This is a genomic window from Pseudomonadota bacterium (assembly GCA_038533575.1).
In the GTDB taxonomy this organism is placed as follows: Bacteria; Pseudomonadota; Alphaproteobacteria; order Rhodobacterales; family Rhodobacteraceae; genus Shimia_B.
Genome location: JBCAYL010000005.1, coordinates 1 through 23,602 on the forward strand (window position 1 = coordinate 1; position 23,602 = coordinate 23,602).

The 23,602-nt window shown below is 65.0% G+C and carries 24 protein-coding genes; 17 read left to right on the forward strand and 7 right to left on the reverse strand.

All coding sequences use genetic code 11. The annotated features are described in order from the left end of the window. Positions 1–116: 116 nt before the first annotated feature. The 4 genes from AAFM92_16430 to AAFM92_16445 all read right to left on the reverse strand — a co-directional run bounded on the left by AAFM92_16430 (position 117) and on the right by AAFM92_16445 (position 5,634). Complete coding sequence (locus AAFM92_16430) at positions 117–764, reverse strand: hypothetical protein (protein ID MEL7301966.1); 648 nt, start codon at positions 762–764, stop codon at positions 117–119. 61 nt (positions 765–825) lie between these two features. Next, positions 826–1,977: a M48 family metallopeptidase gene (locus tag AAFM92_16435; protein MEL7301967.1), complete on the reverse strand. Its 1,152-nt coding sequence runs from the start codon at positions 1,975–1,977 to the stop codon at positions 826–828. Continuing rightward, positions 1,974–3,362 (reverse strand): DUF898 family protein, encoded by a 1,389-nt coding sequence (locus AAFM92_16440; protein MEL7301968.1) that lies wholly within the window; start codon positions 3,360–3,362, stop codon positions 1,974–1,976. Before AAFM92_16440 ends, AAFM92_16435 begins: the two co-directional genes overlap by 4 nt. Further along, positions 3,313–5,634, reverse strand: a complete 2,322-nt coding sequence (locus AAFM92_16445; GenBank protein ID MEL7301969.1) for a DNA topoisomerase IV subunit A — start codon at positions 5,632–5,634, stop codon at positions 3,313–3,315. Before AAFM92_16445 ends, AAFM92_16440 begins: the two co-directional genes overlap by 50 nt. A 207-nt stretch (positions 5,635–5,841) precedes the next feature. On the opposite strand from AAFM92_16445, the gene AAFM92_16450 reads away from it, so the two are divergent. The 7 genes from AAFM92_16450 (at position 5,842) to AAFM92_16480 (ending at position 10,712) form a co-directional block, all read left to right on the forward strand. Further along, positions 5,842–6,393, forward strand: coding sequence for an SH3 domain-containing protein (locus AAFM92_16450; protein MEL7301970.1), 552 nt, complete (start codon positions 5,842–5,844; stop codon positions 6,391–6,393). 113 nt (positions 6,394–6,506) lie between these two features. Further along, entirely contained in the window at positions 6,507–7,340 is an 834-nt protein-coding gene (locus tag AAFM92_16455; protein ID MEL7301971.1) for an SDR family NAD(P)-dependent oxidoreductase, read from the forward strand. 34 nt (positions 7,341–7,374) lie between these two features. Then, entirely contained in the window at positions 7,375–7,569 is a 195-nt protein-coding gene (locus tag AAFM92_16460; protein MEL7301972.1) for a twin transmembrane helix small protein, read from the forward strand. Between the two features lie 26 nt (positions 7,570–7,595). Continuing rightward, positions 7,596–8,168, forward strand: coding sequence for a cob(I)yrinic acid a,c-diamide adenosyltransferase (locus AAFM92_16465; GenBank protein MEL7301973.1), 573 nt, complete (start codon positions 7,596–7,598; stop codon positions 8,166–8,168). Between the two features lie 93 nt (positions 8,169–8,261). Next, entirely contained in the window at positions 8,262–8,813 is a 552-nt protein-coding gene (locus tag AAFM92_16470) for a cytochrome b (GenBank protein ID MEL7301974.1), read from the forward strand. 211 nt (positions 8,814–9,024) lie between these two features. Then, a complete protein-coding gene (locus AAFM92_16475) occupies positions 9,025–9,783 on the forward strand; it encodes an electron transfer flavoprotein subunit beta/FixA family protein (protein MEL7301975.1) in 759 nt (252 codons plus the stop codon). Then, complete coding sequence (locus tag AAFM92_16480; protein ID MEL7301976.1) at positions 9,783–10,712, forward strand: FAD-binding protein; 930 nt, start codon at positions 9,783–9,785, stop codon at positions 10,710–10,712. The genes AAFM92_16475 and AAFM92_16480 overlap by 1 nt, the downstream gene beginning before the upstream one ends. Before the next feature lie 33 nt (positions 10,713–10,745). On the opposite strand, the gene AAFM92_16485 is transcribed toward AAFM92_16480, so the two are convergent. After that, positions 10,746–11,597: a DUF6473 family protein gene (locus tag AAFM92_16485; GenBank protein ID MEL7301977.1), complete on the reverse strand. Its 852-nt coding sequence runs from the start codon at positions 11,595–11,597 to the stop codon at positions 10,746–10,748. Between the two features lie 158 nt (positions 11,598–11,755). Here AAFM92_16485 and AAFM92_16490 point away from each other — a divergent pair, with 158 nt between their 5' ends. From AAFM92_16490 to AAFM92_16530, 9 genes are all read left to right on the forward strand, one after another. Further along, positions 11,756–12,631, forward strand: coding sequence for a 3-hydroxybutyryl-CoA dehydrogenase (locus AAFM92_16490; GenBank protein ID MEL7301978.1), 876 nt, complete (start codon positions 11,756–11,758; stop codon positions 12,629–12,631). A gap of 107 nt (positions 12,632–12,738) precedes the next feature. After that, positions 12,739–13,407 carry an alkaline phosphatase gene (locus AAFM92_16495; protein MEL7301979.1) on the forward strand — a complete coding sequence of 223 codons (669 nt, stop codon included), beginning with the start codon at positions 12,739–12,741 and terminating at the stop codon, positions 13,405–13,407. A 2-nt stretch (positions 13,408–13,409) separates the two neighbouring features. Continuing rightward, positions 13,410–14,324, forward strand: a complete 915-nt coding sequence (locus tag AAFM92_16500) for an alkaline phosphatase (protein ID MEL7301980.1) — start codon at positions 13,410–13,412, stop codon at positions 14,322–14,324. Between the two features lie 161 nt (positions 14,325–14,485). Continuing rightward, positions 14,486–15,100 carry a hypothetical protein gene (locus AAFM92_16505; protein MEL7301981.1) on the forward strand — a complete coding sequence of 205 codons (615 nt, stop codon included), beginning with the start codon at positions 14,486–14,488 and terminating at the stop codon, positions 15,098–15,100. A gap of 457 nt (positions 15,101–15,557) precedes the next feature. After that, positions 15,558–16,430, forward strand: coding sequence for a pentapeptide repeat-containing protein (locus tag AAFM92_16510; GenBank protein MEL7301982.1), 873 nt, complete (start codon positions 15,558–15,560; stop codon positions 16,428–16,430). A 256-nt stretch (positions 16,431–16,686) separates the two neighbouring features. Beyond that, entirely contained in the window at positions 16,687–17,451 is a 765-nt protein-coding gene (locus tag AAFM92_16515; protein ID MEL7301983.1) for an ATP-grasp domain-containing protein, read from the forward strand. A gap of 436 nt (positions 17,452–17,887) precedes the next feature. Then, the gene (gene rplJ, locus AAFM92_16520) at positions 17,888–18,406 is read left to right on the forward strand and encodes a 50S ribosomal protein L10 (GenBank protein ID MEL7301984.1); all 519 of its coding nucleotides are present in this window, start codon (positions 17,888–17,890) and stop codon (positions 18,404–18,406) included. A gap of 48 nt (positions 18,407–18,454) precedes the next feature. Further along, positions 18,455–18,838: a 50S ribosomal protein L7/L12 gene (gene rplL, locus AAFM92_16525; protein MEL7301985.1), complete on the forward strand. Its 384-nt coding sequence runs from the start codon at positions 18,455–18,457 to the stop codon at positions 18,836–18,838. Positions 18,839–19,000: 162 nt separating this feature from the next. Then, positions 19,001–19,549: a hypothetical protein gene (locus AAFM92_16530; GenBank protein ID MEL7301986.1), complete on the forward strand. Its 549-nt coding sequence runs from the start codon at positions 19,001–19,003 to the stop codon at positions 19,547–19,549. Positions 19,550–19,561: 12 nt separating this feature from the next. Here AAFM92_16530 and AAFM92_16535 read toward each other — a convergent pair whose 3' ends face one another. Further along, positions 19,562–20,848: a DEAD/DEAH box helicase gene (locus AAFM92_16535; GenBank protein ID MEL7301987.1), complete on the reverse strand. Its 1,287-nt coding sequence runs from the start codon at positions 20,846–20,848 to the stop codon at positions 19,562–19,564. 307 nt (positions 20,849–21,155) lie between these two features. Between AAFM92_16535 and AAFM92_16540 the strand changes: the two genes are divergently transcribed. Further along, a complete protein-coding gene (locus AAFM92_16540) occupies positions 21,156–22,415 on the forward strand; it encodes a GTP-binding protein (GenBank protein ID MEL7301988.1) in 1,260 nt (419 codons plus the stop codon). Positions 22,416–22,463: 48 nt separating this feature from the next. On the opposite strand, the gene AAFM92_16545 is transcribed toward AAFM92_16540, so the two are convergent. Further along, a complete protein-coding gene (locus AAFM92_16545) occupies positions 22,464–23,114 on the reverse strand; it encodes a Rho termination factor N-terminal domain-containing protein (GenBank protein ID MEL7301989.1) in 651 nt (216 codons plus the stop codon). Positions 23,115–23,602 lie beyond the last annotated feature (488 nt).

Below are 23,602 nucleotides of genomic sequence, written 5' to 3' on the forward strand. Positions count from 1 at the left end.
CTACGGGTCGGCGGGGTCACACCCCCGCCCTACAATTACTGGGTAGGACCAAGCATTGGTCGCCCCGGATTTCGATGGCGCGGCAGATAGGCGAGGGCGGCGGAAAACGCAACCGGCTATTGGCCGAGAAGCGCCTCCGGGACGGCTGGCGCGTCGGCGGGCGGGGCGTCCGCTGCCGCTGTGTCGGCAAGGGGTGCATCGGTCAGCGCGTTCTCGCCCCCGGGCGCAGCCGGGGAGGGATCGAGGAACCAGGGCTGCTCGCGCAGCCAGCGCTCCGTCTGGGCAGCGGCATTCTCGGCCAGCGCGGCCAGTTGTTCTTCCTTGGACAGGACGAGGCCCGAGCCCAGGATGCTCGTGGCCGAGAAATCCTCGAGCACGGTGAATTGCTCTGGCTCGGCCGTGAGCGTCTGCTGAGTGGCGTCTTCTATGACGATCACCGAGAAGATGAGCACGCTCTTGGGCGCAAGCACCACGGGAATGCCGGGTTGTGCGAGGACATAGCCCTCCACCGTGACCCCCAGGTGATAGAACGTGCCGCCCGAAAACCGCGCGAAGCGTTCCCGGAAGGCCGCCTCCGTGGCCGCCTTCCATTCCTCCGGCGTGGCCTCGCGTGAGAGCGGGCCCTGCGTGAGGTTGGGCGAGACGATGGGCACGAGAAACCCGAGCTCGAAATCGCCGATGGGCTCGGGCGCGTCCTCGAGCCCGCCCGTGGCGCAGGCGCCGAGCGCGAGGCAGGTCAGCGCGGCGAGAAGGGGGCGGATCATGGGCGGGTCCTCTCGATCATGGGCGGCGTCTTAGCGAGCGGGCGCAGGGGCGTCTATGGTCTCAGGCGCCGCCATCCGTCTCCTCGCAGATGCTCTGCAGCGCGGCCCAGTCTTCGGCGGAGAGGACCGGCGAAAAGGTGCCGTCCTCGCCCGCCTCGCGGGCCGCATCGATGCGGTCCACGAGGGCGGGGTGGGAGAGGAAGTGCTGCACGACGCCCGATGTGTCGCCGTATTCCTCCAGAAGCCGCTCGAAGAAGGTCGCCAGCGCGCCGGGGGCCACGTCCGCGCGGGCGAGCGCCTCGCTCGCGAAGGCATCGGCGGCGGCTTCCGCGGCCTGCGTGTAATCGGCGGTGATGAGGCGGTTGGTTAGGAAGAGCACCGCTGCGCCCCCCGCGAAATCGCCCAGAAGAAGCCCCAGCACGCCCGTCGAGCCCACTGTCCGCAGCGCGATGCGGGAGGGGTCCCGGGCCACGACATGGCCCACCTCGTGGGCATAGACCGCCGCCACCTCGTCCGGGCTCTCGGCGGCCTCGATGAGCCCGCGCATCAGTACGACGATGCCGCCGGGCAGCGCGAAAGCATTGACCATTTCGTGGTCGAGCACGTGCACGGTAAGCTCGGCCTCCGCCACCGGCTCGGGAAAAAGCCGCGCGCCCATGGCCTCGAGCGCCGCGAGCCCCGCGGGGGCCTCGCAGAGCGGCAGCGGGTCGATGCCCGTCTGGTTGAAGGCCACGCGCACATCCTCGAGTACGGTCTCTCCCAGCGCGCGCTTGCCCGCGGGCGGCAGGAGACCGGCGAGCCGGTCAGCGAGAAACGGGATCAGGAGGAAGATCATCGCGGCCACCGCCGCCACCGCGCCCGTGCCCCAGACCGCGAGGCGCCCCTTGCCCTCCACCGGCGGGCGGCGGGTGAGCTCGGGCGCGCGCGCGAGCAGGATGCGCTGGTCTTCCCAGGCGGTGAGCACGAGCCGCTCGGTGGCCATGCGGCGCAGCCGGAGGACCATCATGTCCCTACCTGCCTGATCGCGCACCTGCCGGATCTCCTTGAGCGGCCAGAGGCGCGGGGCGTCTGCCCCCGGCAGTGCGATGGCGAGCGCCCCCGCAGCCTCGTCGATGGTGAGCGTGGCTTTTTGGGCCGCCGGCGTCTCGCCGTCGAAGTACAGCCCCTTGCCCTCGAAGGTCTCGTGGCGGGCTCCGATGCGCAGGAGCGTCATATGGCGGCCCCCACGTCGAGCGCCTCGGCGAAGCCCCCGGCCTCCCGGCTTTCATCCCGCGCCCGCTGGGCGATGCTCGAGAGCTTGCCCGGGCCGGTGATGCCGAGCGTGGCCGCGTAGTGCCGCCAGGTGGGCATGGTCAGGAAGACATGCGTGAGCACGTTCCAGAGCAGGAAAATCCCGAAATAGAAGAGCGCCGTCATGGCTATGGGCACCCAGTCCGGCAGCCCGCCGCCGATGATCCGCAGGAGCACCATAGGATCGTCGCCCTCAAGCTGCTCGAGGGTGGCACCGGCGACGAGGGCGAGGCCCAGGAGCGCGAATGCCGCCGCGAGGATCAGCGCAAAGAGCGCGGCATAGCGCAGGAGATTGCCCGAGATCGCGATCCAGAGGACCCAGCTCACCCGCGGCCGCGGCAAGAGCCCCACCGCGCCCACCGAGAGATGCGAGACGAGGAGCCTGCGGCTCTCCACGCTGTAATGCACGAGGCCGTAGAGCAGCCAGGGGATGCCGATCCCGAACATCTGCCAGAACGGCGTGATCGGCGCGACCTGCCCGAGATCCTCGGCCTCGAGCCCGAGGAAGAAAGCATTCACGTCCGAGACCGTGATGAAGAGGGTGCCGAGCGTGAGCGTGCCTCCGATGAGCACATGGGCATAAGCCGGGTAAAGCATGCGCCAATCGCCGCCCTGCGAAAGCTTCTGGGTGCCGAACCACATGCGGTCATGGCGGTAGCGCGCCAGCGCGAAGCGCAGCCGCGGATGCCACGCACCCAGCGTTAGGAGCGTGAGCCCCCAGTGCCAGGACGCCAGAAGTGCGTAGCGCCACGCGCCGGGCTCGAGCCCGAAGCGGATGCCCATCCAGCGCGTCCGCGCGAGGAGGTAGCGCTGCGCGCGATAGGTCGCGAAGAACCAGAGTGGCGCCACCCCGAGGAGCGTGAGCCCGTAGGCGAGGCCCGGCGCGGAGAGGAGAGAGAAGCTCACGAACATCAGGATTAGGTTCACCACGCCGATGTAGAAAGCGAGGATGACGACCGCCACGAGGAAGCCCAGGAGCTTCTCGTAGGGCGTACCGGTATATTCGAGGGGAAAGCCGCCCGGCCGGATCGCGCTCCAGTACCAGCGCCGGACGCGGGTGCGCGCCCAGAACCGGTAGAGCCCGAGCGTCAGGATCGTCAGGAGACCGGTCCAGAGGGTCAGCCTGAAGAGCGGGCCCCGCGTGCCGCGCCACTGGGTGCCGAGTGCGGGCTCCGGGTCGGTATGATCCTGGCCGGGTTCTAAGCCTGCATCGTGGTCGGCATCTGGTCCTGCATCGGGGCCGGGGCGCGCGGCGGCGTCAGGTGAATCGATTGTCGCGGGGAAATCCGCGAGGTGCCATCCGTCCAGAGCCGGCGCGCTTTCCGATCCATTCGTCGAGCTCGGGGCGCTCCACGCTCCGGGTCCGCCCCGCGGGGTCTCGCCAAGAGAGGCCTTCTCCCAAGGTGAAGGTGATGGCATCGCTGAGGCCCCCGTCCTTGTAGCGTTGCAGCCTTACGCCCTTACCTCGGCCCATTTCCGGCAGCTCATCAAGGCCGAAGACGATCACCTTGCGGTTCTCGCCCACGCAAGCCACCGCGTCGCCCGTGACGGGCTTGCAGAGGAGGGCGCGGGCAGGCGCGCGGACATTGAGCGCCTGCTTGCCCGATTTCGTCTGCGCGACGACCTCGTCCTCGGGCACGAGAAAACCGTCGCCCGCGCTCGAGGCCACGAGGAGCTTGCGCCCCGGCTGGTGGATGAAGAGCGCCACGATGTCGGCCTCGTTTGGCAGATCGACCATGAGGCGGAGCGGCTCTCCCATGCCACGGCCGCCGGGCAGGTTCGAGACCGAGAGCGTGTAGAAGCGGCCGTTGGAGCCGAAGGCCATCAGCCGGTCGGTCGTCTCCGCGTGGAAGACGAAGCGGCCTTCATCGCCGTCGCGGTATTTCAGCTCGCGGGTGAGATCGATATGGCCCGACATCGCGCGGATCCAGCCCATTTTCGAGCAGACGATCGTCACCGGCTCCCGGTCGATCATCGCCTCGAGCGGGACCTCCTCCACCTCGCCCGCCTCGGCAAAGGACGTCAATCTCTGCCCGCGCCACGAATTTTGGCCAAAATTCGTGCGCACCTCGCGGAGCTCTTCGGCGATGCGTTTCCATTGCAGCTCCTCGGTGGCCACGAGATCTCGCAACTCGTCGCGCTCGGCCTCCAGCGCCTCCTTCTCGCGCACCAGCTCCATCTCCTCGAGCCGCCGGAGCGAGCGCAGGCGCATGTTGAGGATCGCCTCCACCTGCACCTCGGTGAGGGCCGGGTCGGGCTCGAGCCCGAGGCCCATGGGGCCGATGTAATCCTCCTCGTCGCGGGCGCGGGGGAAGTCGCGGTCCCAGTCCTCGGCCATGAGCGCGGCCTTGGGATCGTCGTCGTAGCGGATGATGTCGATGACACGGTCAAGGTTGAGGAAGGCGATGATGAGGCCTTCGAGCACTTCGAGCCGGTGGTCGATCTTGCCCAGCCGATGCCCGGTGCGGCGCAAGAGCACCTCGCGGCGGTGATCGAGGAAGGCGCGCAGCACCTCCTTCATCGAGCAGACCTTGGGGGTCACGCCGTCGATCAGCACGTTCATGTTGAGCGAGAAGCGCGTCTCGAGATCGGAATTGCGGAAGAGCATCCCCATGAGCACGTCGGGGTCCACGTTCTTCGAGCGCGGCTCGAGGACAATACGGATGTCGTCGGCGCTCTCGTCGCGGACGTCTGCGAGAAGCGGGACCTTCTTCGTCTGGATCACCTCCGCGAGCTTCTCGATGAGCTTCGACTTCGCCACCTGGTAGGGGATCTCGGTGACCACCACTTGCCACTGGCCGCGCCCCAGGTCTTCCCGCTCCCAGCGGCAGCGAAGCCGGAAGGAGCCGCGCCCGGTGCGGTAGCTTTCGGCCATGCTCTCGCGCGGCTCGACGATCACGCCCCCGGTGGGGAAATCGGGCCCCTGGACGTAGTCCATCAGCGTTTCGTCGCGCGCATTCGGCGCCTTGATGAGATGCAGGCAAGCGTCGATCAGTTCGTGGAGGTTGTGGGGCGGGATATTGGTGGCCATGCCCACCGCGATGCCCGCCGCGCCGTTGGCCAGGAGGTTGGGCGCGGAGGCCGGGAGCACGGACGGCTCCTGGAGCCTGCCGTCGTAATTGTCACGGAAATCGACGCTGTCCTCGTCGAGCCCCTCCATGAGGGCCTCGGCATAGGCCGTAAGCCGCGCTTCGGTGTAGCGCGAGGCGGCCGGGTTATCGCCGTCCACGTTCCCGAAATTGCCCTGCCCGTCGACGAGCGGGTAGCGCACGGCGAAATCCTGCGCGAGCCGGGCCATGGCATCGTAGATCGCCCCGTCGCCATGGGGGTGGAAATCGCCCATCGTGTCGCCGCTGATCTTGGCAGACTTGAGAAACTTGCCGTCGGGCGAGAGCCTGAGCCGGCGCATGGCGTAGAGAATGCGGCGGTGCACCGGCTTCAAACCGTCGCGGGCATCGGGCAGCGCGCGGTGCATGATCGTGGAGAGCGCGTAGGTCAGGTACCGCTCGCCGATGGCCCGGCGCAGGGGTTCTGCCACCTCGTTGAGCATCATCTCGCTGTCATCATCGCCCTCGGCCATAGATGTGGTGTATCCCCGGGCGTCTCCAGCGTCCAGCCTCCCCGGAGGTACAGCGGCGCGGCTTTTCGTAAAATGCACTGAGCGCAGCAACAAAATTGCCCCGCAGCGTGTTTTTGCGCTGAGAGCGCCCCACAGCGCGGCGCGAACTGCTAAAATCCGAATGATTCTGATGGCTGCACATCGGATCGTTGTTAGGGGGTTGTTGCCATGGGCCGGTTTATGGTCGTCACGTTTCTTTTGCTCGGCTGGGCGTTCTTTGAATTGAGCGGTGGGACGGATTTCGAGCCGCCCGTGGCCGAGGAGCGGCCTTTGAGCGTGCTTTTGGAGCAGGTCGCCGCGGAAGAAGGGGGTCAGGTGGCTCGCGCCAGCACCTCCCCTGCCACCTCGCCCATCATCACCGAGGGCGACGTGACCGTGCGCCGCGTGCCATTGACCCGCGCACGCCTCGAACAGCCGCAAACGGGCCTCGAGACGCAGACAGATGTTGAGACGCAAACCGGCCTTGAGGCGCTGACAGTCGCCGAGAACGCCGCGCCGCTTGCCCCTGAGGCCGCGCCAGAGGATCTCCGCACCGTCTCCGCCTCCCGCGTCAACATGCGCGGTGGCCCGGGGACGACCTTCGACGTGCTCGATACGCTGAGCCGCGGGGCCGAGGCGCGGGTGCTTGAGGATCCGGGCAATGGCTGGGTCCAGATCCGGGTGAGCGATACCGGGCAGGTGGGCTGGATGGCTGCGCGGCTCATGACGCCCGTGAACTGAGCGACGCGACCCCGCAAGCCTGCGGCGTCAGCGCGCCGCCCCGCGCGCGGCCTGGCCCTTGCGCTCCGGGCCGCGATCAGGCCACTTCCCGCGAAAACGGGCAGGAGAGCGTCGTGGCCGCCAAATCCATTCTCATCACCGGCTGTTCGAGCGGCATCGGCGCGGATTGCGCTGTCTTCTTGCGCGCGCAGGGCTGGCGCGTCTTCGCGTCCTGCCGGAATGAGGAGGATTGCGCGCGCCTGCGGGAGGACGGCTTCGAGGCGCCCCGCATCGATTACGAGGACGAGGCCAGTATCGAGGCGGGCCTCGAGGCCGTGCTCGAGGCCACGGGCGGCACGCTCGACGCGCTCTTCAACAACGGGGCCTACGCTGTCCCCGGCGCGGTCGAGGACCTGCCCCGCGCGGCCCTGCGGCAAAATCTCGAGGCCAACCTTCTCGGCTACCACGACCTCACGCGCCGGGTGATCCCGGTCATGCGCGCCCAAGGCCACGGGCGCATCCTGAATTGCTCTTCCGTTCTCGGCTTCGCGGCGCTACGCTGGCGGGGCTCCTACAACACCACGAAATTCGCGCTGGAGGGCCTGTCGGATACGCTGCGCCTCGAACTCCGCGGGACGGGCATCCACGTCGTGCTGATCCAGCCCGGCCCCATCGGCACCGAGATCCGCAGCAACTCCATCCCGCATTTCGAGCGTTGGATCGACTGGGAGAGCTCCGCGGTCCGCCCGCTCTACGAAAAGGCGCTCATCAAACGGCTCTACAGCGCGCCCGACGGGCCGGACATGTTCGAGCTCGGCCCGCGGGCGGTCTCCGAGAAAGTGCTGCGCGCGCTTGAAGCGCGCCGCCCGGCCAGCCGCTACAAGATCACCACGCCCACCTTCGCCATGGCCGCCATGCGGCGGCTCTTGCCGCGACGGACCCTCGACAACCTGCTTGCCCGGCTCTGAGGCAGCCTTAGGTGCCCTCCCAAGGAGAACTCTCATGCAAGACCCCATGCTACTCGTCGCCATCCTCGCCATCGTCTTCGTGGCCGTGATCCTGGCCGTGGGCATCGGCGGCTTTGCCCGTGGCGGTGAGTTCAACAAGAAATATGCCAACAAGATCATGCAGATGCGCCTCGTGGCCCAGGCCGTGGCCGTGGTCATCATCTTGATCCTGATCGCCTCCCGGGGCTGAACACACCAGAAATCGAAGGAAGTCCGATGGTCGTTTTGTCGAAGATCTACACGCGCACGGGAGACGGCGGGGAGACCGCGCTGGGCAACGGGAGCCGTGTGGCCAAGCATTCCATGCGCGTGACCTCCTACGGCACGGTGGACGAGCTCAACGCCACCGTGGGCATGGCCCGGCTGCACACCGAGGGCCCTATGGACGCGCAGCTCTCCGCGATCCAGAACGATCTGTTCGATCTCGGCGCGGATCTCTGCCGCCCGGACATGGAAAAGGACGGCGAGGCCGAATATCCGCCGCTGCGCGTCACGGCGGGGCAGGTGGAGCGCCTCGAGAGCGAGATCGATGCCATGAACGCACGCCTGACGCCGCTCAAGAGCTTCATCCTGCCCGGCGGCTCCGCCCTCGCCGCGCATCTCCATCTCTGCCGCACTGTGGCGCGCCGCGCCGAGCGGCTCTCGGTGGAGCTCGGCACGATGGAGAGCGTGAACCCCGCGGGCGTCAAATACCTCAACCGCCTGTCGGACTGGTTCTTCGTGGCTGCGCGCATCGCCAATGACGACGGCGCCGCCGACGTGCTCTGGGTCCCCGGCGCGAACCGCTGAGGCCCAGGCACGAGGCCAGACCCGCCGGCACTCCGGAGTGGATTGTTGCGCAAGACCCTGCCAGACTTGGGAAAACCCAAGAGGCAGGAGCGCATGGCCCTCACGAATTCCGCCCAAGGCTACGGCACGCTGACCAAGGTCTTTCACTGGTCGATCGTGATCCTCTTCGCGCTGCAATTCGTGGGCGGCAACATCATGACGGCGATCGGCTTCAACTCGAGCTTCGCGGGCATCAGCACCAACGACTATTACAATTGGCACAAGTCGCTCGGCCTCGTGGCGCTCTTCGTCGCGGTGCTGCGCCTCATCAACCGGCAGCTCGGGCAGCTGCCGCCCTGGGCGCCCACTCTCACGACCGGCGAAAAGACCTTCATCCACCGCGTGGAGCAGGTCTTTTACCTCGCCATGTTCGTGATGCCGGTGACGGGATGGCTCTACGTGATGTGGGGCAATTACGGCGTGAACCTTTTCGGCGTGTGGGAGATGCCACGGCCCCTGCCGCGGGATGACACGCTCCGCGACATCGCGAAGTGGGCGCATATCGGCGCGGGCTGGGTGCTGCTGGCGGCGATGGCCGGGCATATCGGCCTCGTGATGCGCCACCAGCTCGTCAAGAAAGACGGCCTCCTGAAACGCATGCTCTGACCGGCGGATGACTGCGGCACGGACGGCGCGCTGGCGGGGCGCGTGCGCGTCGCGTGTGAAAAAATCTGCAATAATTTCATATACGCCACGTCAGCACGGGGTGGCGCGTCGATTCTTCGCTATTCTCTCCCGCGGGGCGCAGCTACATGTGCGTCAGACAATTCCGCGCCCAGGCCCATCCCCAAGGCGCATGCCAACTAGGAGATGCACCATGAAGGTCCTCGTACCTGTCAAACGCGTGATCGACTACAACGTGAAAGTCCGCGTGAAGGCGGATGGCAGCGGTGTCGATCTGGCCAACGTCAAGATGTCCATGAACCCCTTCGACGAGATCGCCGTCGAAGAGGCGATCCGCATGAAGGAAAAGGGCGTGGCCTCAGAGGTCGTGGCCGTGTCCATCGGCGTCAAGCAGGCGCAGGAGACGCTGCGGACCGCGCTCGCCATGGGGGCCGACCGCGCGATCCTCGTGGTCGCCGCCGATGACGTCCACCAGGACATCGAGCCCCTCGCCGTCGCCAAGATCCTCAAGGGCGTGATCGACGCCGAAGAGCCCGGCCTCGTTCTCGCGGGCAAGCAGGCCATCGACAACGACATGAACGCCACGGGCCAGATGCTGGCCGCGCTCACCGGCTGGTCGCAGGCCACCTTCGCTTCCGAGATCGCCGTGGATGGCGAAGAGGCGACCGTGACGCGCGAAGTGGATGGCGGGCTCCAGACGATCCGGGTCAAGATGCCCGCGATCATTACGGTGGACCTGCGCCTCAACGAGCCGCGCTATGCCTCGCTGCCGAACATCATGAAGGCGAAGAAGAAGCCGCTCGATGAAAAGACCGCCGCCGATTACGGCGTCGACGTCACGCCGCGCCTCGAGATCGTGAAGACGGGCGAGCCCGCGGCCCGCGCCGCCGGCATCAAGGTGGGCTCGGTGGACGAGCTCGTATCGAAACTCAAGGAAGCGGGAGCTGTATGATGGCTGTTCTTCTGATTGCTGAAATCGCGGGCGGTGAGCTCGCTGTCGATGCCACCGCCAAGGCGCTCACCGCGGCCAAGCAGATGGGCGACGTGACGATCCTCTGCGCGGGCGACGGGTGCGGCGAGGCCGCCGCCGAGGCCGCCAAGCTCGACGGCGTCTCAAAAGTCCTCTGCGCCTCCGACGCGGCCTATGGCCATGACCTGGCCGAGCCTGTGGCCGATCTGATCGTGTCGCTGGCGGGTGATTATTCCCACATCGTGGCGCCCTCCACGGCGGCCTCGAAGAACATCCTGCCCCGCGTGGCCGCGATGCTCGACGTCATGGTGATCTCCGAGGTCACCGCCGTCGTCGATGCAGACACGTTCGAGCGCCCGATCTATGCGGGCAACGCGATCCAGACGGTGAAGTCTTCCGACGCCACCAAGGTCGCCACGATCCGCACCTCCACCTTCGACGCCGCGGGCGCCGGTGGGTCGGCCTCCGTGGAAGAGATCGCTGCCGCCGCCGATCCGGGCCTGTCCTCCTGGGTGGAAGACCGCGTCGCCGAGAGCGACCGGCCCGAGCTCACCTCCGCCGGCGTCGTCGTCTCCGGCGGGCGCGGCGTGGGCTCCGAGGCGGAGTTCGCCATCATCGAGAAGCTGGCCGACACGCTGGGCGCTGCCGTGGGCGCGTCCCGCGCGGCCGTCGATTCCGGCTACGCCCCGAACGACTGGCAGGTGGGCCAGACCGGCAAGGTGGTCGCGCCCAACCTCTACGTCGCCGTGGGCATCTCCGGCGCGATCCAGCACCTCGCTGGTATGAAGGACTCCAAGATCATCGTGGCCATCAACAAAGATGAAGAAGCGCCGATCTTCCAGGTGGCCGATTACGGCCTCGTGGCCGACCTCTTCGAGGCGGTGCCCGAGCTGACGGAAAAGCTCGGCTAAGCTATCATCCCCGAAAGATGACAGAGGCCCGCGCTACCCGGCGCGGGCCTTTTTCATGTGCCCGCCCACCGAAAGCGCCAGCGCCTCGGCCACCTCGCGATGGGCCTCCGCGCTCAGCATGCGCGCCGCCACCGGTGCCTCGGGCGCGGCAAAGAACATCTCGCTCATGCCACTGTCGGTGGCGGCCTGGGAGGGGCGCACCCGCGTGATGCTCACGGCCTTGCTGGCCACGGCCGCCGTCATCATGGGCTCCACGAGGGCCGCCGTGGGCGGCGCCCCCGGCCCATCCACGAAGCGCAGGAGATGCACCGGCTTACCCACCGCCCGCACCAGTGCCTGCATCCGCTCCACCCATGTCGCGCGGAGCTCTGCCACCACGTCGTCGATGAGCTCCGGCGCGTGGACGGCGATCTTCTGCATGAGGTGACCGGTGAAATGGACTTCCGTGAGATCGAGATCCGGCGCCCGCGACAGGAGCGGAAGATGCGCCTTGATGAAGCGGTCGTTGCGGCGCGGATGCACCTTGTAGAAGGCGTTGGAGAGGTTCGAGGCCCCCATGACCTCGATCACCACTGCTGCTGCGCCCCGCGCCACGCGTAGGATCTCGGGGTCGTTGAGAAAGACGTCGGGCCCCGCATTCTTCACCCCCAGATTGGCGCATTCGAAGCCCAGCTTGTCGGCCACAAGCGCGGGAAAGGGCCGCGTGAGAAACGGGCCCACCGTCTCCGTGGCGCCCAGAAAGGCGATGTAGGGCGCATCGAGATCCGCCTCCGGCCCGCGGAACTGAATGCGTGAATACCCGTATCGGCACGGCTGCAATTCCAGCAGCGTGCGCCCCAGCCCCAGTTCGGCCATGGCCAACTCCATCTGTTCACCCGCGGCCATCTTTACGAAGGTAAAGTGAGCACTTCGCTAACGGCGGCGAGCCATGTGCTTTGCATTCGCGGCAAATGCGGCCGGTTGCGCGCCGCCCCCTTTTGCCTGCCCCGAGGCGGGTATAAGTTCGCGCCGAACGGGACGACACGCCTGCAAAGGAGACGGGCATGAACGTGACATCCATCGGGGTGATCGGTGCAGGCCAGATGGGCAGCGGCATCGCCCATGTGATGGCGCTGGCTGGCTACGAGGTCCGCCTGAGCGACGTGAGCGAGGACGCGCTCGCCGCCGCGCGCGCCAAGATCGAGGCCAACATGAACCGGCAGGTCGCGCGCCAAAAGATCGCCGAGACGGATCGAGACGCGGCGCTGGCGCTCATCGTGCCCGCCAAGGGGCTCGCCGATGTGGGGCAGACCGATCTCGTCATCGAGGCGGCCACCGAGCGGGAGACGATCAAGCAGGCGATCTTCGAGGATATCCTGCCGCATCTGAAGCCAGAGACGATCCTGACCTCCAACACCTCGTCGATTTCGATCACGCGGCTCGCGTCGCGCACCGACCGGCCCGAGCGCTTCATGGGGTTTCACTTCATGAACCCGGTGCCGGTGATGCAGCTCGTGGAGCTCATCCGCGGCATCGCCACCGACGAGGCGACCTTCCGCACCTGCGAGAGCGTCGTGGCGCGGCTTGGCAAGACCTCCGCGCCCGCCGAGGATTTCCCAGCCTTCATCGTCAACCGCATCCTGATGCCCATGATCAACGAGGCGATCTACACGCTCTACGAAGGCGTGGGCTCCGTGCGCTCCATCGACACCTCGCTCAAGCTCGGCGCGAACCACCCCATGGGCCCGCTCGAGCTCGCCGATTTCATCGGGCTCGACACCTGCCTTGCGATCATGAACGTGCTTCATGACGGGCTGGCGGATACGAAATACCGCCCCTGTCCGCTTCTGACGAAGTATGTCGAGGCGGGTTGGCTCGGTCGCAAGACGCAGCGCGGCTTCTATGACTACCGCGGCGAGGAGCCCGTGCCGACGCGCTGATTTCCGCCAAGGGCGCGCGCTGTCATTGATTGATTTACCTGACGGCAATCTGGCTGCGCAGACTGCGCCTAGCGCTACCCCCATTGCTCACCAATGGAGGGACGTCCGTGACTGCTCAAAGACTGCTCCTCGCCACCGCGCTCACCAGTGTTCTCACGCTGCCCGCCTTCCCGCAGGACCGGCCCGCCAAGAACGTGATCCTGATGGTCTCCGACGGCATCGGCTTCAACGGCTGGCTCGCCGCCGACTACTACCAGGGCCTCGCCAATGCGCAGTCCTACCAGGTGATGCGCCCGGACGGGACGATGCCCGTGGTGCTCGGTCTCGATCACCACGCGCTCAATCTCGTGGACGGGGCAGGTCGGCTCCTGCCGAGCGGGGAGGACGTGCGGCTCACGGGCGGCGCGGTCGCGCAGGGCTATGACCCGATGACGCGCTGGCAGCGCTTTGAGGCCACCATGCGCAACGATTTCGGCCCCAATGCCGAGCGCTACACCTCCTATACCGACAGCGCCGCCGCGGGCACCGCGCTCATGACCGGGCGCAAGACGTCGAACGGCCGTCTGAACCTCGACTGGACCGGCGAGGAAGAATTCGAGACCATCGCCCAGATCGCCCAGATCGCCCAGATCGCCATGGTCCAGGGCAAGTCCGCCGGTGCCGTGGCCTCCGTGATGCTGTCGCACGCCACGCCCGCCGCGGTGATCGCGCACAACATATCCCGTAACAATTACCTGGAGATCGCGAACGAGATGTTCGCCTCCGAGCCGACGTGATCATGGGGCCGGGCCACCCGCTCTTCGACAATTCCGGCAACGGCGTGGAGCCCGAGGACGAGGACGCCTATCGCTTCGTCGGCGGCTCCGAGACGCTCGCGGCGTTCATCTCCGAGGCAGGGCTGAACGGGTACGACTTCTTCGACGCCAAGGCCGACTTCGAGGCGCTGGCCGCCGGTGAAAACCTACCCGAGCGCGTCGTGGGCGTGGCGCAGGCAGGCTCCACGCTCCAGGCGAGCCGCGAGGGGCTGGGTGCTGCCGACACACCCTCTGGCATGGCTTTCAACCCGCTCACGCCCGACCTCGCCACCATGAGCCTCGGTGCGCTCAACGTGCTCGGCCAGGACGAGGACGGCTTCTTCGTCATGATCGAGGGCGGCGCGGTGGACTGGATGGGCCACGGCAACAACATGGAGCGCTTCATCGAGGAGCAGATCGACTTCAACCTCGCCGTGGGCGCCGTCATCGACTGGGTCGAGACGAATTCGAGCTGGGAGGAGACCCTTCTCATCGTCACCTCCGACCATGAATGCGGCGGCATCTGGGGCGAGGGCACGTGGATGAACTCCGTGGGCGGCCCCGTGGCCGCAGACCGCAGCGATGAGGCGCTCCTCGCCGCGCGCTTCGATCCCGCCGAGGACACGTTCAACGAATTCCTCGCCGTCCAGGACCGTGGCGCGGGCAATATGCCGGGCTACCAGTTCGCCTCGCGCAACCACACCAACGAGCTCGTCCCGCTCTGGGCCCTTGGCGCGGGCTCCGAGCTCTTCGCCGGCTTCACCCGCACCGACATCGAGGCCGCCGAGCTCTGGGGCACGCAATACGACTGGAATGGCGACTACGTCGACAACACCGCCGTCTTCCACGTCATGAACGAGGCGATGGCGGCGGGCGACATCGCCATGGTGAGCCAGTAAGCGCACCGCGTTCCAATCGTGACCGGACGGGCCCCCGCGCGGGGCCCGTTTGCGTGGCGGCCGTCCGCCCATGGATCGCGCCCGGCCCCTTCCCTATCCCACCGCGATTGCCGTAGATATTCCCAGCCGCGAGGCTGGCACATCACGCGATGAGGTATGCAATGAAGAGAGAACTGCTCGGCGCTCTGTTCGCCCTGTCCACCGCCGCTGCCACTAGCGCGGCCGCGCAGACCGCCCCGGCGGCCTGCCTCGCCGATGAGCGCGATTTCGATGCGCTCATGGCCTCCCTCGACGCCGAGGGCTGGAGCGCCATCGCGCCCGGCGCGGCGATCCCGGAGGAGGCCGTGGAGAGCATCGCGCTGGCGCGCACGATCTTTTATGCCACCACCGACCGCGGCGGCGCCTCGCTCGACCAGATCATGGAACTCCAGCGCCGCACCGTGCCGGGCTTTGCCCGCCGGGTGGACACGGATCTCACCAAGGTGCGCGTGCTCACGCGGGGCGACGAGGCGATGACGCTGCACTGGACGTTCCCGCAGGCGGGCCGCTGGGACATCGTGGAGGTGATCTGCCGGGTTGCCAGCGCCGAAGGCGCGCCCGCGGCGGGCACCGCGGAGGGCTTCGAGGGGACGTCGATGGAGACCCTGCAGGAAAAGCCGCTGCGCCGCGTGGGCATCACGTCGCTCGAGCCCGCCGTGCTCGGAGACCTGACGACCGACACCACCACCCGCGCCATCATCGAAACTGTCTCCGTTCTCCCTCCGCTCGAGGAGTAGAAACCACTGCAGATGCTCTGTTTAAGTCTGCGGTTTTGATCGCAGCGAAAGGCTGCTCTGAGCCCAAAGCCTCCGAAATGCTGCGCTGCGCACGAATGTCCGGTCTTCGAGCGACAGCCAAAAACGTGACAAAATCAATCAGGGTTTTGCCAAAGGTTTGTGGGAGAAAATTTTTCAACGATTCCGGTGCTGGCAACGCCTGTGACAAAAACGACCGTTTTTTGGCATAGCGCTTGCGAGCCCGCGCAGCTTTGGGCTGTCGCGCAGGAGATTGCTAGAAGTCCACGTGTCGGATGTGGTCAACGAATGTCTAGAAGCGATGACCTCGCAACAGGAAGTTCTGTTTCGACGAGTTGGCTCCAAACAAGAGATGCAATCCGATGATCGGCAAGTGTATGTTATTTTTGTAGCCCGAACATGGAGCAAATAGCCAATGCATGTGTACCCTTTACCTTTCTTGGAAGACCGAAAATTCAGAATTCGAAACGATCTTTGCTTTGTAATTATGCCGTTCACCAGCGGGTGGTCGGATAGAATTTACAGGATCATTAGAGAGCTAGTCGAAGAAGCCGGATACGAGTGTCAACGGGCGGACGATCTCTACGGCCGGGTCGTCTTGTCCGACATTTGGCAAGGATTAAACGAAGCATCGTTTGTGATCGCCGATCTGACCGATCAAAATCCAAACGTTTACTATGAGCTTGGCCTTGCGCATACTTTAGGGAAAGAGATCGTCCCAATCCTTCAGGCGAACCAAGATATCCCCTTCGATCAAAAACCATTTAGAATTCTATTTTACGAGGATAACGCAGATGGCTATCAAGTTTTGCGATCCCGCCTGCCCAGCTGGATAGAGCAAATGAACTTTGCGACGACCCCAGAGATGATGCTAAGGCGCGGAACGGTTGCCGATTTCAACGGTTGGAGAAGGCTGCACCCTTTGCGTTCCCTCAACGCAGAAGATTTGTCGGGGTTGGATTTGACCGGAATTGACCTGAAGGAGGCGCACTTGACCGACGCAAATCTAAAAAACTCCAATTTGCAGCAAGCAGATTTGGAGCGCGCAACACTGATTAGGTCCAATCTCGAAGGTAGCAACTTGATAAGAGCTAAAATGACTCGATGCAATGCGAGCGAGGCTCGACTGGCTGGTGCAAACCTTCGCGAGGCTGATCTTAGATGGTCAATAGTTTTGCGACCGGATTTGACGGGAGCCGACCTAACAGATGCTGATGTGAATGGCATGACAATTGATCATGCATCGCATGCAAAATATGAGATGCTTTTTGCGCAGTGTAAAAATATTGCCGGTATGACTATTGAGCGTTGAAATGCGAGAAACGGTAAATTGGATGAGCCTCGCTTGCGAAGCTCGAGAGGCAATCGTTTGCGGCAACCTAGCTGTGTCCATGCTTAGCGGGCCAATGTCGAGTGAAGACGCTGCTATATTCGCATCAGCTCCAATCGAGGTTCTTTCTCACACTACTGTTCCAAAGGCACTTAGCCGGTTGGGCGTCGCGAGCATCAGAGTCGTTGATATTTCCACGCAATCTAATTGGCTTACTACAGTTAGAGAAGACGATTTGGTGATCATCAACCTACATGGCGTGCCAGGGGAGGACGGCGTAATTCAGGGTGCTTTGGAGTGCGTCGGCGTTCCATTCCTTGGATCAGGAGTGGAGGCCAGCGTTGTTGCTTTGAATAAGCACCTCACAAAGCTGATGGCGTCACATATCGGCGTTCGGATGCCTGGTTGGATGCTTGTTGTGAACGGTCTAGTCCAAAGCAGGCATGGGGTGGATGATGACGTTAGGAGATTCATAGAAAAGCCATTGCGTGGAGGTAGCTCCTTGAGTTCGCGGATAGTCAATCCCAAGGACGAGCTACCAGGGACTGGCCGTTGGATACGCGAAGAATTTGTTCAGGGAACCGACATCACCGTCACCATTATTGAAGTGGATGGACAACCGCGAGCGCTTCCTGCCGTTGCGATTTCTCATGGCGATGAATTCTACTCAGAAGCCGTCAAAACTGGTAGCCAGTGGGTGCGAGGTGTATCAGCTAATCGCCCTAGTGCGTTACAACCTGTTTTCAGAAACTGTGAAGAAGTCGCAATCAAGTTGCATTCAGCACTTGGTGCGCGACATGTTTCGAGGTGTGACTTTGTGTTGTCTTCCCAAACTGACGAAATTCACTTCCTTGAGTTAAACACGATCCCCGGCTTTTCGGAAGTCAGCAATTCGGCAGAATGCGCCTACGCAGCCGGGCTTTCATACGATGATTTTATCGCACTCTTGGTAGCCTCGTCGCTTCAGAAACGAAAGAATAGCGTGCTATCAGCGGACGTGTGAACGATAACAACGTTCAAGGCGATCGGTGACTTCACAAGTCCTCTACCTTAGTGCGCTCTCTTTGTGGCTGAAGGATCGGCAGCGGTCAAAAACGACGGTTTTTGACTCCTGCCGATTTCCGATAGCGGCCATTTGCGCAGCCGCAGCGAATTGGCGCTTTGTCCGCAGAGAAGACACTCAGCACCTCGTGCGCCACTTCGCGGTTGACGCGGGCGCGGGGCTCCGTCATACGCCGCGTCTGTCGCGTGAGCGGCAACTGTCCGAGACGGTGGGTGGTGCGTGAACACCGTAAGTCCTGCCTGAGATGGGAAAGAACAATTCTCTGACGGCTCCTCCGGAGTTGGTTGGCGTGTTGCCCGTTCGGACTCTGGTCACGGCATGAGCCGGGGCTGAAATGAGCCGGAGGGGGCGACCCTTCCAAACTTGGAGTGAAACTGTGGATAGAGCCCAGAAAGAGAAAGTGGTCGAGGAACTCGGCCAGATCTTCGAAAGCTCTGGCGTTGTCGTCGTATCCAAATACGAAGGCATGACAGTTGCAGAGATGCAGGACCTGCGCGCGAAGCTTCGCGAAGCGGGTGGGTCCGTGCGCGTTGCCAAGAACAGGCTCGCCAAGATCGCCCTCCAGGGCAAGGCGGTGGAATCCATCGCCCAGCACCTGGAAGGCATGACCGTCCTCGCCTATTCCGAAGATCCCGTCGCGGCCGCCAAGGCCGTGAAGGCCTTCACCAAAGAGAACAAGAAGCTCGAAGTTCTCGGCGGAGCCATGGGTGAGACGGCGCTCGACGCCGCCGGTGTCGACGCAGTGGCCGAAATGCCGTCCCGCGAGGAGCTCATCGCTTCCATCGTGGGCGCCATCGGCGCACCTGCCTCGAACATCGCCGGCGCCATTGGCGCACCTGCATCCAACATCGCAAGCATCCTGTCGACGATCGAGGAGCGGGCCGAAGCGGCCTGATCCGAGAGATAACGCTGGAAACACATCAGAGAAACGGAGCCCAGTAAAATGGCTGATCTCAAGAAACTGGCCGAAGACATCGTCGGCCTCACCCTCCTGGAAGCCCAGGAGCTCAAGACCATCCTCAAGGATGAGTACGGCATCGAGCCCGCCGCTGGCGGCGCAGTCATGATGGCCGGCCCCGCAGGCGGCGACGCCGGCGGCGAAGCGGCTGAAGAAAAGACGGAGTTCGACGTGATCCTCGTCGCAGCCGGCGCCTCCAAGATCAACGTGATCAAGGAAGTCCGCGGCATCACCGGTCTTGGCCTCAAGGAAGCCAAGGAGCTCGTCGAGGCGGGCGGCAAGGCCGTCAAGGAGCAGGTCTCCAAGGACGAAGCCGAAGAGATCAAGGGCAAGCTGGAAGCAGCTGGTGCCGAGGTCGAACTCAAGTAATCCGGGTATCCGGTCTACTTCGGAAGGGCGTCCCCGAGGGGCGCCCTTTCTCGTTTCAGCGGGTCGCGCTGGCGTGTGTCGGCTTGATTGGAACGCGGCCGGAGAGCGCCTACTTCGGAGGGCGTTGAACTGTCCCACGCATCCGAGCCTCAGGAGGCCCCCATGAGACGACTTTTCGCCACCGCCGCCCTTGCCAGCGCCTTTGCCGTCACCTCGGGCCTGACCGCGCAGGCGCAGGGTCGCGGGATCACCGCGCCGTTGACCGACCTCTCCCTCGTGCAGCCCGCTTCCGCCGAGGCCACCATGGCCGTGGCCGTGACGCCCGCGAGCCTCGTGATGGAAGTGGCGGGATCGCTCATCATGGTGGACCCGGTGGGCGCGCAGGCGCAGTACCGCAGCTATGGCAGCCCCGACATCGTCGTGCTCACCCGCGTCTCCGAGGAGCATCTGAGCATCGACACGATGATCGGCCTCCTGCGCCGTGACACGGTCGTGCTCGCACCGCAGGCGGTCATCGATCAGCTGCCGCTGATGATCTCCAACAACACCTTCGCGCCCTTCGATATCGGGCAGACCCAGGAGGTGGCCGGGATCACCTTTCGCGCGATGGACGTGGACGCCAGCCTGCCCGGCGGCACGCAGATGTATCAGCGTGACCGGGGCGATATCGGCGTGATCATGGAGACGGGCGACGCGCGCATCTTCTTCTGACGCGCGCGCGGCTCAGGCGGCCTTGCGCCGGCGCGGCCGGCGCCGGCCTCTCCCCTTGGGCTGGCCCTCGCTTGCGCGCTGGGCGGCGGGCTTTGCCCCCTGCTGTTTCCGGGCACCACCGCCGCGTCGTCCTCCGCCGCCGCCTCCGGAACGCTTCTTGTGCGGCGGCTGGGCCTCTTCGGGGCGGTCGCCACCCGCCACGGGGATCTCGAGCTTCATGAGCTTCTCGATGCCCTTCAGGTATCCGATCTCGTCGGCCGCGCAGAAGGCGATGGCCTCGCCCTCGCGGCCCGCGCGCGCGGTGCGACCGATGCGGTGCACGTAGTTCTCGGGCACCTCGGGCAGGTCGTAGTTCACCACGTAAGACACGCCGGGAATGTCGATCCCGCGGGCGGCGACGTCGGTGCAGACGAGGATATTGATCTCGCCGGTCTTGAAGGCCTTGAGCGCGCGGTCGCGCTGACCCTGGCTCTTGTTGCCGTGGATCGAGGCGGCGTTGTAGCCGTCGGCCACGAGGCCTTTCATGAGGCGCTCGGCCCCGTGTTTCGTGCGGCAGAAGACCAGCGTGAGCTCGTCGGTCAGCAGCTCGCGCAGGAGCTCGGGCTTCTCGGCCTTCTCAGCGAAATGCAGGCTTTGGGTGATCTTGTCGGCGGCCTTGCCCGGCGGGGAGACTTGCACCTTGACGGGGTCTGTGAGGTAGGCGCCCGAAAGCTCCTCCATTTCCTTCGGCATAGTGGCCGAGAAGAGCATCGTCTGGCGCGGCGTCCCGAGGTGCGGCGCGATCTTCCTGAGCGCGTGGATGAAGCCCATGTCGAGCATCTGGTCAGCCTCGTCGAGGACGAGCTGGAAGGTGCGCGACAGGTCCACCGCCTCCCGGTCCATGAGGTCGATCAGGCGGCCCGGCGTGGCCACGAGGATATCGGTGCCGCGGGCGAGAAATCCGATCTGCTTGTTGATCGACTGCCCGCCGATGACGGTGGAAACGCGGAGCTTCGTGCCTTTCACGAGGGGGCGCAGGTTCTCCGCGATCTGGTTCACGAGCTCGCGGGTGGGCGCGAGGACGAGCGCCTTCACGCTCTTTGGCTGCGGCTTGCCCGGCTCGGCCAGAAGCGCATCCACGAGCGGCAGGCCAAAGGCCAGCGTCTTGCCGGTGCCCGTCTGGGCGAGACCCAGCACGTCGCGGCCCTCGATGGCCAGCGGGATCGCCTTCGCCTGGATCGGCGTCGGCGTGGTGAGAGCGGCGCGCTCGAGCGCCTTGAGGAGGGTCGGCCCGAGGCCGAGATCTTCGAATGATGTCAAAATTTATCCTTGCCCGCCCTGCGGGTGGCGGCCGCTGGGGCCGGTGAGGGTGCGCCCCGGCCACCACGCCCCGGGCGCATCCCGGTGCATCGGCCAAAGCGTCAGGACCCTGCGTGATGGGGAACTGGGAATGTCGGTCGCTGGGGCACTGATACCGGCCCGGCAAGCTCACGCGGCTGCGACAGCGATGCGCAGCACATGGAGCCGAATGCATGAAAGGTCAAGCGCGCGGGGCGAGGCGGGTTGTGGAGTGTTATATTATAACATAGCGTGCGGGTTCAGATCCCATTCAGCAAGCGAGACCGCCATGCCAGACACGCACCGCCCCGACACCCTGTCAGACGCTCCCCGCTCCGCCACCGGGCGCGCCGATGCGCGGCTGCCCGTGACCGTGCTCTCGGGCTTTCTCGGCGCGGGAAAGACGACGCTGCTCAACCGCGTCCTCAACAACCGCGAGGGGCGTCGCGTGGCCGTCATCGTCAATGACATGAGCGAGGTGAATATCGACGCCGACCTCGTGCGCGAGGGCGGGGCCAATCTCAGCCATACCGACGAGACGCTGGTGGAAATGTCGAATGGCTGCATCTGCTGCACGCTGCGCGACGATCTTCTGGCCGAGGTGCGCCGCCTCGCCGAGGAAGGCCGCTTCGATTACCTTCTGATCGAGTCCACGGGCATCTCGGAGCCGCTGCCCGTTGCCGCCACCTTCGATTTCCGCGACGAGGCCGGGGAGAGCCTTTCGGATGTCTCGCGCCTCGACACGATGGTGACGGTCGTGGACGCGGTCAACCTGCTCAATGATTACTCCTCCCATGATTTCCTCTCCGACCGGGGCGAGAGCCTTGGCGAGGAAGACGACCGGACGCTCGTGAACCTCCTCGTGGAGCAGATCGAATTCGCCGATGTCGTGATCCTCAACAAGGTCGCCGATGCGGGGCCGGAGAAGGTGGACGCCGCCAAGAAGATCATCCGCGCGCTCAATGCCGATGCCCGGATCATCGAGGCCGATTATTCCGAGGTGCCCGCCACCGAGATCCTGGACACCGGGCTTTTCGATTTCGACAAGGCCCATGAGCATCCCATGTGGGCCAAGGAGCTGTACGGCTTTGCCGATCACGTCCCCGAGACAGAGGAATACGGCGTGGCGAGCTTCGTCTACCGCGCCCGGCGACCGTTCGTGCCTGAAAAAATCCTCGACGTGCTCAACGGTGATCTGCCCGGCGTCATCCGCGCAAAGGGTCATTTCTGGATCGCCTCCCGGCCCGACTGGGTGGCGGAGTTCTCCCTCGCCGGGGCGCTGAGTTCGATCCGCCCGTTGGGCACGTGGTGGGCCTCCGTACCCGAGGATCGCTGGCCCGATCACGAAGGGGCGCGCGCCTACATGCGCGAGCATTGGCAGGAGCCTTGGGGCGATCGCCGTCAGGAACTCGTCTTCATCGGGGCGGGGATGGACTGGCCGGCGATCAAGGCACGGCTCGATGCGGCGCTTGTGCCCGCCGCCCATGCGGCTGGGCCGGACACGCTCCCCGACTTCGAAGACCCGTTCCCGGTCTGGCGCCGGGCCTGAAGGGTCGAGGCGCCCGCCCCGGAGCGCGCTTCGTAAATTGTCCTGGCGTCAGCCTTCGGACGTCAGGGCCTCGACGAGCGCGTCTTTCGACATGTCGGATCGCCCGTCGATCCCCTTCTCCTGCGCCATCTCGTAGAGCTCGTCCTTTGTCTTGGTCTCGAGCGCAATGGCCGCGCTCTTGCGCCGTCCGTTCTCGTCGGTGGCCTTGTCGATGGCCTTGAGGAGCGCGTCCTTGTTCATGTCGGAGCGGCCCTCGATCTTGAGGTCCTGCGCGCGGTCCATGAGCATCTCTTTCGTGGGCCCGTCGGATTTGATCCGCGAGACCTTCTCCTTCACGTCCTCGGGCTGGTCCACGAATTGCCGGTCGGCACCGCGCTTCTTATCGGTGGAGCGGCGGTATTCATCCTCGGTGAGCAGCATGCGCACCTTCTTCGGAAGATAGCGCTCCCCGGACGAGAGCGCCTCCTCCCCGGATTTCGTGCCCCAGTCTTCCTCGGTCCACTGGTGGAGATCGGTATCGGACTGGTTCGGGCCGTCATCCTCGTAGCCGCCGCCGCGCTTCTTGTATTCCTGTACGGCCATTTGCGCCTTCCGCGCGGACCATTGGCCGGGCTCGCCGCCCTTGTCGCTGGCGGTGATCTCGTCCTTCACCGTCTCCCAGAGCTCGGGGTCGGATTTCTTGGCGGATGTGGATGACATGGGCAGGCTCCTTTCGGGAAAAGAACCGGTGCGCGGGGCTCTGAGTTCCGCGCGCTATACATGTGAGCGGGGCGAGGCGCCCTATATGCGCTTGTGCCGGACACATGGTCCGTGCACCGGATCTGCACGGGGGCGGAGGCGGCCCGGATGACGTATGGGCAGGGACAAGCGGAAAAGGGTTAACGACGCGCCCGGGCGGTTGAACTCCCCCTAACGCTGAACTAGATGCGAGGTTCCGCTGGGGGCGATTGATTCGCGCCCGGCTTTTTGCGTCGCATGATCTGAGGAGCCTTCTTTCACCCCCAAACAGCTGACGCCTTTCAAAAAAAGCTGCCACAAGATGCCTTCCCGGGCAAGTGGGCAGTTTTTTTGGGAAGACAGTCGGGACGCATGCTCTGGGCCCGCATGCACGGATAGACACCTTCTCTAGAGGTCTTTGAGCGCTGGCAGCCGGTCGCCCGACGGTTTCGCTGGCAGACAAAGATGGA

Coding starts and splice junctions, on each gene's coding strand:
- AAFM92_16465 (MEL7301973.1), top strand. CDS start 7,596: ATGGTCGTTTTGTCGAAGATCTACACGCGCACGGGAGACGGCGGGGAG.
- AAFM92_16480 (MEL7301976.1), top strand. CDS start 9,783: ATGGCTGTTCTTCTGATTGCTGAAATCGCGGGCGGTGAGCTCGCTGTC.
- AAFM92_16450 (MEL7301970.1), top strand. CDS start 5,842: ATGGGCCGGTTTATGGTCGTCACGTTTCTTTTGCTCGGCTGGGCGTTC.
- AAFM92_16445 (MEL7301969.1), bottom strand. CDS start 5,634: ATGGCCGAGGGCGATGATGACAGCGAGATGATGCTCAACGAGGTGGCA.
- AAFM92_16470 (MEL7301974.1), top strand. CDS start 8,262: ATGGCCCTCACGAATTCCGCCCAAGGCTACGGCACGCTGACCAAGGTC.
- AAFM92_16460 (MEL7301972.1), top strand. CDS start 7,375: ATGCAAGACCCCATGCTACTCGTCGCCATCCTCGCCATCGTCTTCGTG.
- AAFM92_16505 (MEL7301981.1), top strand. CDS start 14,486: ATGAAGAGAGAACTGCTCGGCGCTCTGTTCGCCCTGTCCACCGCCGCT.
- AAFM92_16530 (MEL7301986.1), top strand. CDS start 19,001: ATGAGACGACTTTTCGCCACCGCCGCCCTTGCCAGCGCCTTTGCCGTC.
- AAFM92_16435 (MEL7301967.1), bottom strand. CDS start 1,977: ATGACGCTCCTGCGCATCGGAGCCCGCCACGAGACCTTCGAGGGCAAG.
- AAFM92_16485 (MEL7301977.1), bottom strand. CDS start 11,597: ATGGCCGCGGGTGAACAGATGGAGTTGGCCATGGCCGAACTGGGGCTG.
- AAFM92_16490 (MEL7301978.1), top strand. CDS start 11,756: ATGAACGTGACATCCATCGGGGTGATCGGTGCAGGCCAGATGGGCAGC.
- AAFM92_16430 (MEL7301966.1), bottom strand. CDS start 764: ATGATCCGCCCCCTTCTCGCCGCGCTGACCTGCCTCGCGCTCGGCGCC.
- AAFM92_16475 (MEL7301975.1), top strand. CDS start 9,025: ATGAAGGTCCTCGTACCTGTCAAACGCGTGATCGACTACAACGTGAAA.
- AAFM92_16500 (MEL7301980.1), top strand. CDS start 13,410: ATGGGGCCGGGCCACCCGCTCTTCGACAATTCCGGCAACGGCGTGGAG.
- rplL (MEL7301985.1), top strand. CDS start 18,455: ATGGCTGATCTCAAGAAACTGGCCGAAGACATCGTCGGCCTCACCCTC.
- AAFM92_16540 (MEL7301988.1), top strand. CDS start 21,156: ATGCCAGACACGCACCGCCCCGACACCCTGTCAGACGCTCCCCGCTCC.
- AAFM92_16545 (MEL7301989.1), bottom strand. CDS start 23,114: ATGTCATCCACATCCGCCAAGAAATCCGACCCCGAGCTCTGGGAGACG.